This window comes from Mesorhizobium sp. B2-5-4, from assembly GCF_006441095.1.
Taxonomy (GTDB): Bacteria; Pseudomonadota; Alphaproteobacteria; order Rhizobiales; family Rhizobiaceae; genus Mesorhizobium; species Mesorhizobium salmacidum.
Map to the genome: position 1 here is coordinate 101,025 of NZ_VFUR01000001.1, position 13,731 is coordinate 114,755.

Sequence of the window (13,731 nt, forward strand, 5' to 3'; positions counted from 1 at the left end):
ATGACCAAGTGGCACGGTGCAAGGGAGGTTGGCAATTCGGTTCCTCCTCCTCTGGCCAGAGCGGTCGCCACGAAAGTGATGAAGTGCCTGCGGGCACTGCCGACAAAACCCGAAAAGTCACTTTTTTTGGGCAGTGAAGAATTGTTGTCGTTCGATAGAGCGCGGCATCCGCCTTCTTTCGCGTCACTGTGCCAATTGGCTGGAGGGATAGGAAGAGTGGAGTAATCAGATAGCCGCTGAATGACATGATTGGCCAACCGGGCGCTGTGACCGCACGAGACAATCGTTGGCGTGCAATCCACCGCTGGATATCCTGGCAAAGCTTGAGAACTCTTGTGCTCGTCGTTGGACGCAAAAGCTGCGCACGCTTCGGCATGGGCGTTATTCCCCGAACTGGTGAGGCTCAAGGCACGGCGACCGATGTCTGACGAGTTTGACCAAATCACAACTGGGAGAACGTCGCGGATTGGTGGTAGCGCTCTGATGGCACAGTGGCTGCTTTAGCCGCAAGCTGTCTTCCAACCGGGAGCGGCCGATGTCGTCTTGGAGGTGGCGTCACCAAGGTCATCGGCTCCAGACGGCGCTAGGTAGAAACGCCTCGCCACATCCCATTGCCGTACCTGGAGTCTTTTTCGTTTCGCAAAGTACGATCATGTGCTAGTGTCTCGTTGCAAGCTAGAAAGCCAAGAATAATGCGACGGCGGTTCCCTAAGAAAACGCCTCAAGCTTGCCATGCAAGACAGCATTGCTACCGAAAAGTAAAGGTGATTGTCCTCATCAGTCCGCTGCTCAGTAGCTATATAATCCTATGAAGGTCAGCCATCCGTGGATATCAAACTGCAGAGGGTGCCCTATGAGACTTAACAAGGCTTTGCTTGGTCATTTACTGGCTATGACGATTTTCTTGGCGCCGACTGTGAGTTGGGCGCAGAGCCAACTAGAAACTGCAGGTTTGGTTCCAGGCGTCACGGTCAACGTGCGTTATATTTGGTTTCGGGATTCGGGCGCTGCTGGTGGCGGATTTTGGCTAACTGCCACTGGGCAGGTTGTGAGTGTCTCGGACCAATATGTGGTGCTGAACGTCGGAGGCAATCGGCAAGTTATTCGCTGGGGTGCGATAACATACATCGATTTCAAGAAGCCGTAGTCGAGTCATTCTACATCCGGTTCTAGACTGGCCGGAGACATGTTCTGCCGCCCACGTCAAGTAGCTTGGATACATGAGAAGGGACGCTCGATTTTCCGGAGGTTAAGCGTCATGAAGGTGAGAATGGCAGTTTCGGCAGCTTATCTCGCGGTCATGACAATGTTGTTGGGCCCAATAGAGGGTTTGGCGCAAAGTCCGCCTGACAGCGGCTTAGTCCCAGGCGTCACGGTCAACGTGCGTTATATTTGGTTTCGGGATTCGGGCGCTGCTGGCGGCGGGTTTTGGCTAACTACCACTGGGCAGGTAGTGAGTGTCTCGGACCAATATGTGGTGCTGAACGTCGGAGGCAATCGGCAAGCTATTGCTTGGGGCGACATTGGCTATATTGACCGGGTGTGCCCTGACTGCATCACCTGGCATCACCTGCAAGTTAGCCGCTTCACGACTTCCCGTCTCACCGACAAGGACGCAGACGACGTGCTCGCAGCTGCTACTACCGTCGTGTCTGTATCCGATGTCGCGGGAGACGTTGCCTGCCCTGTGACTTTTATTCGCGACGGCAGCGTAACTGCCTTCACGCAGGGCAGCGGAACGATCAACAGCCAAGCCGACTTCAATGCTGTTATTGGGTTGCCCGGATGGGTCAAAGTCGTGAACCAGATCAACTGGTGCGGGGCACTAGTCCCTAATGTAATTGGGTGTTCGCCGACTCCTGGCAATTCGATGGCCGTCGTTCGGTGGGCTCCAACTGTTCAGGAAGGAATCCTTTGGGCTCATGAGTTCGGTCACGATAAAGGGCTGAATCATCGAAATGATCCAAACGCCATAATGAATCCCACAATCGGCTACACGGAGTTGGGGGTCAATGCTCAAGAATGCGCCGCATACCGCACCTTGCCTTTCATTGAAACCGCTGCAGGCCCGCCGCAAGCTCAAACTGACAATGGAGCCCCTCTGAGGGACGTCCGTGCGTTCGTCAGGCAGGTTTTCATCCACGGCCTCCCTTACAAGGAAGCAGGTCTGTACCAAGCCTCGGCTATCCCGCCCTTGCTGGCAATGCTCCAGGATCCCACCGAGTCCGATTCCTGGGCTAATGTTGCCGTCCTGCTAGGGATGATTGGCGATGAGCGGGTGGTGGAGCCACTCATCTCGTTCATCCAGGCTGAGCCAGGCCCGACTGGCTTGTCGGCCGCACGTTACCGCGCGAAGACGAGTGCCCTAATGGCCTTGGGCTATCTGGTCAACAGAACTGGCAATCAGGGAGCGCTCGCTTATCTTCAGCAAAGCACGAGGCCTGAAGTCTGGGCACAGAGGGGCGCCATGGGCATAGCTCCTTTCCAGGCTAGCACGAGTGAGCGTGACGTCGATTTCAGTAAGCAGGCCATCCTAGGATTGGCCCTGTCTGGTCGCCCCGAGGCCGCGCAAACACTACGCGCTATACAAGACCCCGCGTTAGCTGATCTGGCCTCCGAGGCACTCAAGGAACATCAAAAAATAGCGAGCGAAGGCTTGGCGAGCTACGACCAAACGAACCGGCGATAGCTTCTTTCTCGCAGAAGAGCTCGCATTGAGACGCCCGGCGCAGATGGCTCTAGACAATCGGTCGATGAGCGTGGCCGACATTCGATCTTCAGATCTTGAGACATGCCGAACATGGCGCAGCCATGCGAGACCGGCAGGCCCAATGAGGTCTGCAGAGTATGCCTTTAGCGGACCGCCGTTTGACGTGGTTCGATAATAAGGTTTGACCACCCTAATCGTACCGGGCAATATCAGACCAATCATATCGAACCGGGGTCACAATGATGTTCGTGCGCGCATATCTCCGAGCCTCAACTAAAGAGCAGGACGCAACCCGTGCCAGGGGCGATCTCCTCGCGTTTGCCAAGGAACGTGGTCTGCAAATCGCAGCTTCCTACTTGGAAAATGAAAGCGGGGCCTCGCTCTCGCGGCCCGAACTCTTCCGGCTCCTCTCGGATTGCCAGCCCGGAGATGTTCTGCTGATCGAACAGGTGGATCGGCTGAGCAGACTGAACGGAGCAGATTGGAACAAACTGAAGGATGAGATCAGAGATCGGCGGGTCAAGGTTGTCGCGCTAGATCTCCCGACGAGTTGGGGCATGGCGTCCGAGAACGCCGACGAGTTCACATCTAGGATGGCGGACGCGATCAACAACATGATGCTCGACATGATCGCAGCTATCGCCCGAAAGGACTATGACGACAGACGCCGTAGGCAGAAGCAGGGCATCGTAAAGGCCAAGGACGAGGGCAAATATCGAGGCCGTCCCGAAGACAAGACACGCAACAATGCTATCCTGAACATGCTCAGAGGCGGGCAAAGCTGGAACACCATCATTTCGGCAACGGGATGCTCCCGCTCAACGCTCGCGAGATTGGCCAAGCGAATGTCGACCCAACCCTGAACTTGCGTTCTCCGATCTTGTGCGCCGTCACCGGTAGTGCATCAGTTTGAAAATGGCGCCCTGAACAGTCCCACCCCGGCCATAACTCCATGGCAACGTCCGCCGACGACAATGCACGGAAGAAGCTGGCCACGGGCGTTGCGGCTCCCATTTCCTTCGTATCAAACCGACATTGAATCCGTCGCGGATCGGCTCTAAATGGAGGTACTTACAATCTTAGCTATTGGGAGGTAGCTATGATCGAAAGCCGTACAGACGTTGCGCGGGCGATGATCGACGCCACCTTTGTCTCGCGCCACCGCTCTATAAGTGACATCGCCTCGCTTCGTCGTGATCTGGACCAGTCCCGGCGGGCAGTTGCTGCATCACGCGACCTTCTAAAGCGGTTGCGCCAGCGCAAGGTCGACGAGGCGACCAGAAACGTTGAGCAGCACCCTGTGTCCGGGTTCGATGCCGACATTGTCCGCAACGTCTTTCAGAAGTTGGTCTTGGAAACGAAGGCTCCGGAGTGTCGATGGCGCGGCCTCGCTCAGAGCCTGGTTTACGACTTTACCGGGTGCGAGCGCGTTGACGCTGCCTTGCTGGATTGGATCATCAGGAAATAGATCCGCCTCAGAATTTTCACACTGATGCACTACCCCGTCACCCACAATATTTTGTGGCAGATCGTTAGCTGCTAGGGTGGGGGCTTCGGCCCATGTCCATAAGACGTTTTCGTTCTCCTGCATCCAAGCGGCAAGTCTCGCGCATGAAGTAGGACAGTTTCATGGCTAATCCCCGACGATCGCGCGTTGCCACGCCGTCATTAATTCCTTCTGCGAGCAGTTGATCCGCTCGCCCGTTGTGCGCTTGCCTTCCAAGATCTCGAACACTTTCTGTTCCATGGCGTGCGCAGTAATTGCGTCCGGCCATTTTTGCTGGAGCTCGATCTTCCAAATGGCAATGCCGATTTCGTGCGGGATGTGCTTATTAATCTCGGCAAGTCGTCCGGGCACAGACGTCGCGTGCCCGATTTTCGATATGTTCGTGTTGCCGAAACGCATGGCATAGGTCCAGCTCGTGTCCATGGCCGACCTCTCGACTTCATAATTTGAAGTTGAGGGTATTGGACCTGTCGTGGGTTTCAGCGCATCGTTGACGCGGCGCATTTGGTCAAATTGCAGGTTAGGCGGCGGTTCGAAGGGCGTCGATGGCAATGCCATGATCTTGTCGACGTCATCCGGGTCCGTGAGTTCCTCGACTCCCGGAGTGGCTAGCATGGTGAGGCGCTGCTTCAGAAGCTCATTCACGAGTGGCTGCGGATTGAAGACCCACCCCCGCACGATCGGCACGCCGAACGGAAACTTAAAATTGCCTCGTGTATCGAAGTCTCGCTGATCGAGTTGGTCTTTCGTGAAGTAGTCTAGCGTGCGTAGCCGAAGACGGCCAAACTCAGCCATGCTCAGAATGCGGCCCTGATGCTCCTGAGAAGTACGGTCGGTTTTGGTGCCGACAAAGACCAAGCGGTCACCCGGGGCCGATATCGCCAGTAATCGAGACATGTGACCCTCGCTGCCAAAGGTCGCCATGGGAACGTTTCCATCCACAGGGTTGCCCCACACACGTGTCGCAAATAGCCTCATGAACTCCCTTTCTAATGTCGGTTGTCCTTCTGCGGACGGCAGAATTTGCAACGGGTTGCAACGTTTCTCGGCGGCAGCATCCCAAAGCCGTGGCTCGGACGAGGCTAACAAGAGCGCTCGTAGTTTTTTTCGGCCAGTCGCCTTAACCTGACAGGGCTCTGAGAACCAGTAGCTTTCACGATGTGTTACGCTGGCCAGCCTTATTGCGACTCATGATTTCCGATGGAGGCTGCGACGGATGCGGGCATTTGATACCTCATCGATAGTCGCGGCGAAGAAGCACTGACATCGCGGACGGCGGCCTGTTTCCGGAGCCTTTGATGGTCTTTGCTATTTCGAATCCTTCCCGCCTAAATTGATCCAGTTTGGCCTTCGCGTCTTCGATTGCGCTCAGATTCATATTGAACCGTAGAGCTGTCCCAGGAAACGAAGTTTGGTAATTGTGCTTCGTCGCTCGGGACAGGTGGATTGCCATCGATTTGCTGGCCAAGACGAAGTTCCCTCCCGCATTTCGGGCAAGACGGTTTGTCATATAAAGGCCATAACCAGAATTGGTCCAAGTGCCACGATCACCGGCAAGATGGGTTTTGCCCGAAACGCTTGGCATTAAGCTCCACTCGATAGCTTGCTTGTCGGTGTTGAAACGAAAATTTGGGTTCGTCCCTAAGCCTCTGCGAATGCCTATGCCGAAATCGGCTACCGCAAATTCAACTCTGTTGCTGGCCGGCCAAAACTGAGTGCAGTAATAGACCTGCTCAGATTCGCTATGCTCGAAAACGTTGCGCATCAATTCTCTAATTGAATAGGCAAGAGCGTCGAACATAGGATCACCAGCTATTAGGCCTCGCGTCACGATACCGGCGATCCTTTCAGCCTTGCGCTGAATTAAATCCCCTAGTTCAACGTACCGATCTCCCGGCTCTCGATAAAGCGCTGCACGATCCAAGCAGGTGATGGGGATGTAATTGTCACTTCCCCACGCCTCGCCAAGATCTCGCCCATAATCGACGCCGAATAGTCTGAAAAATCCCATGTGGGCGGCATAGGCTTGGCTGTGATGATAGCGTAGGTCGATCTTTAGCTCTGGATTGCGCTCGCGCACTGACCGAAGTTTCGCTCCGATGAACAACATAGCAAACGGAGGAAAGAAAGCCTCTTCTTCGAACGCTATTCTGATCTGATCCCGGTCTGCGTAGTGATCGATCAGCCGTGCTATACCAAGGATTTTTTCAACATCCATCGTCCTCGGTATTTTTATGTGTTCCCACGTCACAGAATTTTCTCCACGCCCGACTGTTTCATCAACAGTGTCGGACGATTTCCGAATCGGAAACAGCCTAGCAATGATTTATCCCCGACTGCTTCGCTTGGGAAACATTGCCAACGGTTGCGGAAGACCGCAACAGCATGCTGGGTGGGGAAAGCGGCATTTCTACCTGATGCACTGTGTGCGACCTGTCAGTCGCCATGAACCGGGTAAGTAGCGCCGGGTCGATGAAACTGGCGCCAGGGTAGCCCGGGGCATCGTCCGGCCAATCCGCCACAAACCAGTCGGCGAACCGATACGCTTGATCGGCATCCAGCCGGGTCCTAGGCCAGATCGTCGCGATCCCGCGTGCAACGGCCCGGCGCTGTTCATCCGGCCACGGTTCCGATGCATTCGGCCATTGCCGGGCGGCGGCCCGTCGCAACGTCTCGTCAAGCGCGGCCTCTTCAGGGGCCGAAAGGGGGGCGGCCGGAGCCGGGGGGTTCTTCACTTCGCCGGAGGCGTCTTCCTTCCCCGGAAGCAGCGGGTAGACCGGGCGCTGTCTTTCCCGGACGGGAATAGACGTTGAAGGGGAGGTCGGGGCGTCGTTGCCGGCAGGCGGCGACAACTCTTTTTCTCCGGCTTTTATAACTCCCGCTCTACGACTGAAGCTCTTAGGATACTGCTGCACCGACACCTCGGGTACTGCTGCACCAGTATCCTCGGGTACTGCTCCACCAGTATGGGGTACTGCTGCACCAGCAGGAGTGGTGTGGTTTTCCACACCAGGGGGTGTCGTGCAAGACACCCCCTCACTACGGTCTTGGGCTTTTGCTTTCTTCGCGGCTTCTTTAATCGCGCCAAGCTGCTTTCTCTTCTGGGCGGCCAAGGGCACGTTTGCTCCCGGTTCCCAGTCGATATTAATACGGATCAGGTTCCCCTTGCGTCCCTTGTCGACAAATAGGAGGCCGATCTCTCTAAGCTCGCCAATGCCAGTTTGGAGGGTGGCCTTAGCGAGGCCAGTCCCGTGAGAGAGCATTCCGCCGCCACCCTTCAATGGATAGCCGTTCTCTAGCCCCGCATAGGTGAAGTCCCATACCGGAAGCCCCAGATCAATGGTGTGGGTCATGACGAAAGCCACAATGCGATAGTTGGCGTTGGATAGGTACGGCCCCCATACGCGGTCGAGGCGTCGCCGGACATGCTGCTGATGCAGAGGGTCGATGCGGTTCCCATGCCAACGCTTGCCCAGTTCAGGGCTAAGCCAGCCCCTAGCATCGTCGTGTACGGCATCATAGATGGATTGCGGGCGTGAATGGGCTAGGCGAGGGGACATTGGTCTATTCCTTGGTCTGAGTGGGGCGGCACCGCCATCCGACCAAGGAAAAACTCGGTGCCGCCCCTGTTAACGGCCCACGCTGCGCAGCGTGAACCAGCGCGCCCCTTAACTAGCACGGAAGGCCGATTTTTACCATGGTTTTGCAGTTTCGCTTTCAGGAAATAGCTTGCACCCCGTTGCAAAATTCAGACTAACCCTGTTGACGAAGACACTGTATGCTGCTTGGGGAAGTAGATTTCAAGTATGCTGTCTACATGAATTCTTCCGGGTTATTGACTTGAACACCGGCTGTCGTAGACTCCGACCGTGATCAAAAACGGACGGGGATTTACGATGACGACAATGGACATGGGTTTACTGGCGGGCGCGCTATGGGTCGGCGGTGGCCTGCTCTTCCTTCAGGGGATCGTGGCGAACCGGGACCCCAGCCCGGCCGTTGGAGCGAACTCCCGCGCCGTGGTGGAAGACCTTCGTCGGGGCCGGCCGGCCGCATTGGTCGCGGCGGTGCTGTTCATAGCCGTTTGGCCCTTCATCTGGGCTGGCGCGCATGTCGTGCGCCGCTGAGTTTTGCGCCCAGTTTCAATAGCAGACCCAAGCCATGCTGCATTCATCGACCATAGACGACGACAACGGGTCCATGCTGGCCCGGCTGAAAGCCGCTCACGCGTTCGTTGCTGGGCTTGTGGTCAAGGATGCGATCTACGCTCCGATCTTCACACGGCTAGAAGCGGAGATAGCGGCCGAAGAGGCGAGGGGCGATCCTATTGCCCGCGCCCGTGCAATCGTCGCCGCTCAAAGGGCGAAGCTCTGAATAACGTCGCGCTTGTGCGCCAGCGTCGCGCCTTCGCCGTAGCGTTCCCTTCCCAGTGCATGGCCGAACAGGTCGCGCCGGATACGCTCGTCCACCTTGGCGGCGATCATACGATCTTCGAACGAATGCCGCAGGCTGTATAGCGTATGCTCTTCGGTCTCCAGTAGCCCATTCTCCCGAAGGAAGCTGTTCACGGTGGCGCTAAGGCCTGCGCTGGACTCCTGATAGCGTGGGAAGCCTTTCGGGCATTGCTTGAACGCTTCAAGGCTGACTCCAACAAGCGGGATGATCCGTGGGGCGACCTTGTTCTTTAGCTGCCGGCCCTCCGCCTCGATTGAGATATGCGGCACATCAACATCTAGGCGGATGTGGTGAGCCAAGAGCCCTGCCGCTTCGCCGGGGCGATAGCCGGTATTGATCATGCCAAGCAGTATGCAGCGCGCTTCCTTGTTCATGTTGTCGAGCGCGCCGGGGGCAAGCAACTTGGTCCTGATCCATTCGACAGAGAAAGGCGGTTTCGTCCGCACCTTGTCGTCTTTGAAGTTAAGTCCGTCGAGCGGCAGGACCAGCCCTAGCCGCTTCATCTTGACCACGGTGCGAAGGATATTGCCGATATGCTGGAAATCCTTGTTTGCCGTGCCGGGCAGTGCGTCGCCGGCCGCAATCCGCTCTCCCCACGTTATGCGGAAGTCGAGCATGTCATCGCCACTGATATCAGCAAGCTCCTTGTCGCCGATTTCCTCGATCAAGTTGGCGATAGCCCGTTCGCGGGGGTGCTTCCAGCGGCGAAGCTGATCCTCACTCTTGCCAAGCGTGTCCTGCTTGGCGAGTGTCCAGTATGTTTCCAATGCCTTGCTGATCGTGATGCCGGGTTCGCGAGCGCCACCCAGAACGGCGCGGGCCTCGATCTCGGCAGCATCGCCATTGAGCTTCAGGGCGGACTCAACACGTTCAAGCAGTTTTTCGCGGGGGAGTTGGGCGACGCGATCAGCCCGCAGGTAGCTATAGCCTCGCACGGCGGCCAGTTCCTTCGCCGCTGCAAACCGTCTCTCCGCATCATCGGTTGCGCCGGCAAGGCTGGCTTCCCATCCCTCAACCATATGCGCCCATGCGGAAGGTGCTTTCTGCTCCGCGACAGTTTTTGAGTCGGTGTGAAGGCTGACCCATACCTGCTTTCGGGTCTCGACTGGGGCATAGCGCTTAGGGACGCGTCGGACCAATTGATAGGTGCGATTGCGGAGTATCAGCTTCACGTGCCACCATTTCCAGCAAGGTACGTTGTGTTAGTCAACATTACAGATGCCGGACATGTATGGCAAATTGTTTAGCGAAATGATTAGCAAATTTGGGCGCGCAAAATGGTCTTTCGGCCGGTTTGGCGGGAATTAAGGGGCGATTTCAAGGCGTTGAGAGAATGTTGAGCAGGCTAAAAGGTTAGCGAATGGCTCCCCGGGCCGGATTCGAACCAGCGACCAACCGGTTAACAGCCGGTTGCTCTACCACTGAGCTACCGGGGAACGGAGGCTCTTTGAGCAAGTGGCGCAGCCTATAGCAAACCCGTTTCGGCTTTGCAAAGCAGCATTTCGCATTTTGCCGAGACTTTTTCGCGCGGTGGTTTCTCGCAATCGGCTTTGCCCACCCACATATTAGCCGTCTTGGCGACGGGCGCGGAACCGAAAGGGCGGCCGCGGCTTTCGTAAGATGGCATTATCGAGCCCCCAGACAGGCAGTTTTTCGCAATGACGGCAGCGGACGAAAACCGGATACCAGAACGAAAAATCTCGGTTTTCGGGCGCGAATTCACCATGCCGCAGTCGCGCGGTCTCAGAATCACTATCGGCGTGCTTTTGACGATTGGCGGCCTTCTCGGGTTCCTGCCGATCCTTGGCTTCTGGATGGTGCCGCTCGGACTGCTGGTACTCTCCTACGAAATAGCCATGGTCCGTCGCCAGCGGCGCCGCTTGGTCGTCTGGTGGGAGCGGCGACGCCGGCCGGACTGAGCGGCCTTGCCGGCGCATCTCGCACGGCGGTGGCCTTCGAAAGAGAATCAATCCTGGCGCCGTCTCTCCGTGCCGCCGACGGATTCCTCCGAATCGGGTTGTGCGCCTGCCTTCAAATCCTCGCTGATCTCCTTCAGGACCGCGGAAGCCGAGGCCAGACGCGCGCGATCACGCGGCGACAGGCTGCCGGTGCCTTCAATTCTCAGGCAGTCGATGGCATAGCGCACCAATTCCTCGCATCCCAGCAGCGACACGCTTTCCGTTTCGTGCGTTTCGTCCCTTGGCTTTGCCGTGGGCATGGCGCAGTCCTCCCTGTTTCTCAACGCAAGCCGGTGCGCGGCGTTTCGTTCGATCATCCGCCATGCTTAACGGATTGCTAATAGGGCGGTTGTGACGGCGATCTGACAGGGGCGGAGCCGGCGCAGAGGAAAGCGTTCGGAATACGTCGTGGCCGCTTGACGGCATTTTCGCCGCAACCTATTGGAACCGGGTGGAACGCCGGGAGCAACGAGGCCTCGTGGCGGAGTGGTTACGCAGAGGACTGCAAATCCTTGCACCCCGGTTCGATTCCGGGCGAGGCCTCCAATCTCCAGGCCAGGCTCCCGCGCGTCAGCGCCGGAGCCTGAGCGTCCTGTCCAATGGACCGCGATTGTGTCGCGGAAAAGCGAGGCTTGGAGCATGAGCGCTGATTTTTCCGAACTTCGCGTCAAGATGGTCGATGGTCAGGTTCGCACCACCGACGTGACCAGCGCGCCGTTGCTCGACGCGATGCTTTCCGTGCCGCGCGAGGTTTTCGTTGGCGATCGCCAGCGCGATCTGGCCTATATCGACGAGGACATCCGCATCACCGGCAGCGCCGATGGCCCGCGCTACCTGATGGAAGCTTCGCCGCTGGCCAAGCTGATGCAACTGGCCGAGATCAGCGTCACCGATTCGGCGCTCGATGTCGGCTGCGGCACCGGCTACGCCTCGGCGATCCTGTCGCGCCTGGCGAGATTCGTCGTGGCGCTCGAAAGCGATTCGGCCTTGGCGCAAACCGCCGCGTCGACCCTGTCCGGCCTGGGCTGCGGCAATGTGACCGTGGTTCAGGGCGCACTGGCGCAAGGCCATGCGGCAAAGGCACCTTACGATGTCATCTTCATCGGCGGCAGTGTCGGCAAAGTGCCGGCGTCGCTGCTCGACCAGCTCGCCGAGGGCGGACGCCTGGTCGCGGTCGAAGGACAGGGCAATTCCGGCGTGGCGCGGCTTTTTGTCAAGGCTGGAGGGGTTGTAACCGGGAGAAGGGCATTTAATGCGGCAATTAAGCCACTACCCGGCTTCGAACGTGAGCATGCTTTCGAATTCTGAATGATTTGGCCTTGCAGCAAAGGCTTTGTCATGGTCGCTTGCATTTGAACGATCGTTGCTGATCCCAGACTGGGGGCACTTTGGGCGGAGCGACAGGGAACATGAAACACGCCACGCCGGCTGCTCCAGAAGGAGGAGCCGGCGCGGCGCGGTTCCCATGGAAAACGAATGAGGGATATACCGTGCCGTCAGTACGCAAATCATTTTTCACCGCCGTCCTTGTTTCGGCGACCGCACTATCCCCACTGGCTGCATCGGCTGAGACCATCACCGGTGCCCTTGCAAAAGCCTATCAGTACAATTCCACACTGAATGCGTCGCGTGCCGGCGTGCGTGTGACCGACGAGAGCGTGGCCATTGCCAAATCGGGCTGGCGTCCGACGGTTACCGGATCGGCCAACATCGACTACACGAACACGCGCCGGGCAAATGACGGCGGCAATTCGAAGCTGACAAGCGGCAGCTACGGCATCCAGATCAACCAGTCGCTGTTCGACGGTTTCCAGACGAGAAACAACGTGGCGGCGGCTGAATCCCACGTCAAGGCGTCGGTCGAAAGCCTGCGCAACACCGAGGAGAACACGCTGTTCAGCGCGGCCACCGCCTATATGGACGTGATTCGCGACCGGCAGATCGCAGTGTTGACCGAGCAGAACCTGCAGTTCCTGACCGAGCAGGCGCGCGCCGCGCGCTCGCGCTTCGACGTCGGCGAAGGTACGCGCACCGATGTCGCGCAGGCCGATGCCCAGCGCGCCTCGGCGGTGGCCTCGCTCAGTGCTGCGCGTGCGCAGGCATTGGCCAGTGCCGCGACCTATCACCAGGTTGTCGGCGACGAGCCGGGCAAGCTCAAGCCAGCCGCGCCATTGGGACGGTTGCTGCCGTCGAGCCTCGACGCCGCGATCGCCATCGGCTCGGCCGAACATCCGGCCATCCTTGCCACCCAGCATCTGGTCGACGCCGCGGCTTTCTCGGTGAAATCGTCCGAGGGCGCGCTGTTGCCGCAGCTGTCGGCCTCGGCCGGTATTTCGGAAAACTACCGCAAAGCCATCCCCGACGTGGCGGGTTCCAACGGCAATTCGACCTCGGCCAATATCGGCGCAACGCTGACCGTCCCGATCTATTCAGGCGGCCGGACTTCGGCGATCGTGCGGCAGAACAAGGAGTCACTCGGGCAAGCGCGTATCCAGGTCGACGTCAGCCGCGACCAGGTCCGCCAGGCTGTCGCCACGGCATGGTCGCAATACACCGCCGCGCAGCAAAGCGTATCCGCCAACAGGCAGGTGATCGAAGCCGCACAACTGGCACTGAACGGCGTCATCGAAGAGCGCAATGTCGGCCAGCGCACGACGCTCGACGTGCTCAATGCCCAAGCTACCCTCATCACCGCCAAGATCAACCAGGCCAATTCCGAACACGACGTGGTCGTGGCGAGCTATGCCATCCTCTCCGCGATCGGCCACCTGTCGGTCGACCGGCTTGCGCTGCAGGTGACGAAGTACAAGCCCGAAGAGCACTACAACGCCGTCAAGGACAAGTGGATCGGCCTGCGCACGCCGGACGGCCGCTAGGCCTTTCGTTCGAACGGCGTTTCCGGGCTGAGCGGTTCGATCGGAAACGCCTGACTGTCGTTGTCCTTCGTTGGGTTGCTGACGGGGACCGTCACACGGCTTTGGCGGAATCGCTCTAATCTGTTGAAATCCCACATGTCCCCGGATTGGGGATTCTCGTGCGGCGATCCGTCGGTTACGCTGTCGTCATGATTCGAATCCGGCTTTTGCCGGAGCGGAAACCTG

General features: G+C 58.1%; 14 protein-coding genes and 2 tRNA genes. 10 read left to right on the plus strand and 6 right to left on the minus strand.

Going from position 1 to position 13,731, the window contains the following annotated elements; genetic code table 11:
- The first annotated feature begins 853 nt into the window (after positions 1-853).
- The 4 genes from FJ492_RS00455 (at position 854) to FJ492_RS00470 (ending at position 4,178) form a co-directional block, all read left to right on the plus strand.
- On the plus strand, positions 854-1,147 hold the full coding sequence (locus FJ492_RS00455; RefSeq protein WP_140768013.1) for a hypothetical protein: 294 nt from the start codon (positions 854-856) through the stop codon (positions 1,145-1,147).
- A 111-nt stretch (positions 1,148-1,258) separates the two neighbouring features.
- A complete protein-coding gene (locus FJ492_RS00460) occupies positions 1,259-2,689 on the plus strand; it encodes a hypothetical protein (protein WP_181166551.1) in 1,431 nt (476 codons plus the stop codon).
- A 263-nt stretch (positions 2,690-2,952) separates the two neighbouring features.
- Positions 2,953-3,573, plus strand: coding sequence for a recombinase family protein (locus FJ492_RS00465; RefSeq protein WP_140768310.1), 621 nt, complete (start codon positions 2,953-2,955; stop codon positions 3,571-3,573).
- 236 nt (positions 3,574-3,809) lie between these two features.
- Positions 3,810-4,178, plus strand: coding sequence for a hypothetical protein (locus tag FJ492_RS00470; RefSeq protein WP_140768017.1), 369 nt, complete (start codon positions 3,810-3,812; stop codon positions 4,176-4,178).
- Between the two features lie 165 nt (positions 4,179-4,343).
- Here the strand turns inward: FJ492_RS00470 and FJ492_RS00475 are convergent, their stop codons facing one another.
- The 3 genes from FJ492_RS00475 to FJ492_RS00485 all read right to left on the minus strand — a co-directional run bounded on the left by FJ492_RS00475 (position 4,344) and on the right by FJ492_RS00485 (position 7,570).
- Positions 4,344-5,141, minus strand: coding sequence for a hypothetical protein (locus tag FJ492_RS00475; RefSeq protein ID WP_140768019.1), 798 nt, complete (start codon positions 5,139-5,141; stop codon positions 4,344-4,346).
- Between the two features lie 310 nt (positions 5,142-5,451).
- Positions 5,452-6,435, minus strand: coding sequence for a sensor histidine kinase (locus FJ492_RS00480; RefSeq protein WP_140768021.1), 984 nt, complete (start codon positions 6,433-6,435; stop codon positions 5,452-5,454).
- Between the two features lie 97 nt (positions 6,436-6,532).
- Positions 6,533-7,570, minus strand: coding sequence for a hypothetical protein (locus tag FJ492_RS00485; RefSeq protein ID WP_140768023.1), 1,038 nt, complete (start codon positions 7,568-7,570; stop codon positions 6,533-6,535).
- A gap of 543 nt (positions 7,571-8,113) precedes the next feature.
- Here FJ492_RS00485 and FJ492_RS00490 point away from each other — a divergent pair.
- Both FJ492_RS00490 and FJ492_RS00495 read left to right on the plus strand, forming a co-directional pair.
- Positions 8,114-8,344: a hypothetical protein gene (locus FJ492_RS00490; RefSeq protein ID WP_140768025.1), complete on the plus strand. Its 231-nt coding sequence runs from the start codon at positions 8,114-8,116 to the stop codon at positions 8,342-8,344.
- Positions 8,345-8,378: 34 nt separating this feature from the next.
- Positions 8,379-8,591, plus strand: a complete 213-nt coding sequence (locus tag FJ492_RS00495; protein WP_140768027.1) for a hypothetical protein — start codon at positions 8,379-8,381, stop codon at positions 8,589-8,591.
- On the opposite strand, the gene FJ492_RS00500 is transcribed toward FJ492_RS00495, so the two are convergent.
- Together FJ492_RS00500 and FJ492_RS00505 are read right to left on the minus strand one after the other, a co-directional pair.
- Complete coding sequence (locus FJ492_RS00500; RefSeq protein ID WP_140768029.1) at positions 8,573-9,844, minus strand: DUF6538 domain-containing protein; 1,272 nt, start codon at positions 9,842-9,844, stop codon at positions 8,573-8,575. The genes FJ492_RS00495 and FJ492_RS00500 overlap by 19 nt on opposite strands.
- Positions 9,845-10,033: 189 nt before the next feature.
- Positions 10,034-10,108, minus strand: a tRNA-Asn gene (locus FJ492_RS00505).
- Between the two features lie 222 nt (positions 10,109-10,330).
- Here FJ492_RS00505 and FJ492_RS00510 point away from each other — a divergent pair.
- On the plus strand, positions 10,331-10,591 hold the full coding sequence (locus FJ492_RS00510) for a hypothetical protein (RefSeq protein ID WP_140711432.1): 261 nt from the start codon (positions 10,331-10,333) through the stop codon (positions 10,589-10,591).
- Positions 10,592-10,638: 47 nt separating this feature from the next.
- On the opposite strand, the gene FJ492_RS00515 is transcribed toward FJ492_RS00510, so the two are convergent.
- Positions 10,639-10,890, minus strand: coding sequence for a hypothetical protein (locus tag FJ492_RS00515; protein WP_140508706.1), 252 nt, complete (start codon positions 10,888-10,890; stop codon positions 10,639-10,641).
- 212 nt (positions 10,891-11,102) lie between these two features.
- Between FJ492_RS00515 and FJ492_RS00520 the strand changes: the two genes are divergently transcribed.
- From FJ492_RS00520 to FJ492_RS00530, 3 genes are all read left to right on the plus strand, one after another.
- A tRNA-Cys gene (locus FJ492_RS00520) sits at positions 11,103-11,176 on the plus strand.
- A 93-nt stretch (positions 11,177-11,269) separates the two neighbouring features.
- Complete coding sequence (locus FJ492_RS00525; protein WP_140768031.1) at positions 11,270-11,938, plus strand: protein-L-isoaspartate O-methyltransferase; 669 nt, start codon at positions 11,270-11,272, stop codon at positions 11,936-11,938.
- A 182-nt stretch (positions 11,939-12,120) separates the two neighbouring features.
- Complete coding sequence (locus FJ492_RS00530; protein WP_140508710.1) at positions 12,121-13,506, plus strand: TolC family outer membrane protein; 1,386 nt, start codon at positions 12,121-12,123, stop codon at positions 13,504-13,506.
- The last annotated feature ends 225 nt before the right edge of the window (positions 13,507-13,731 follow it).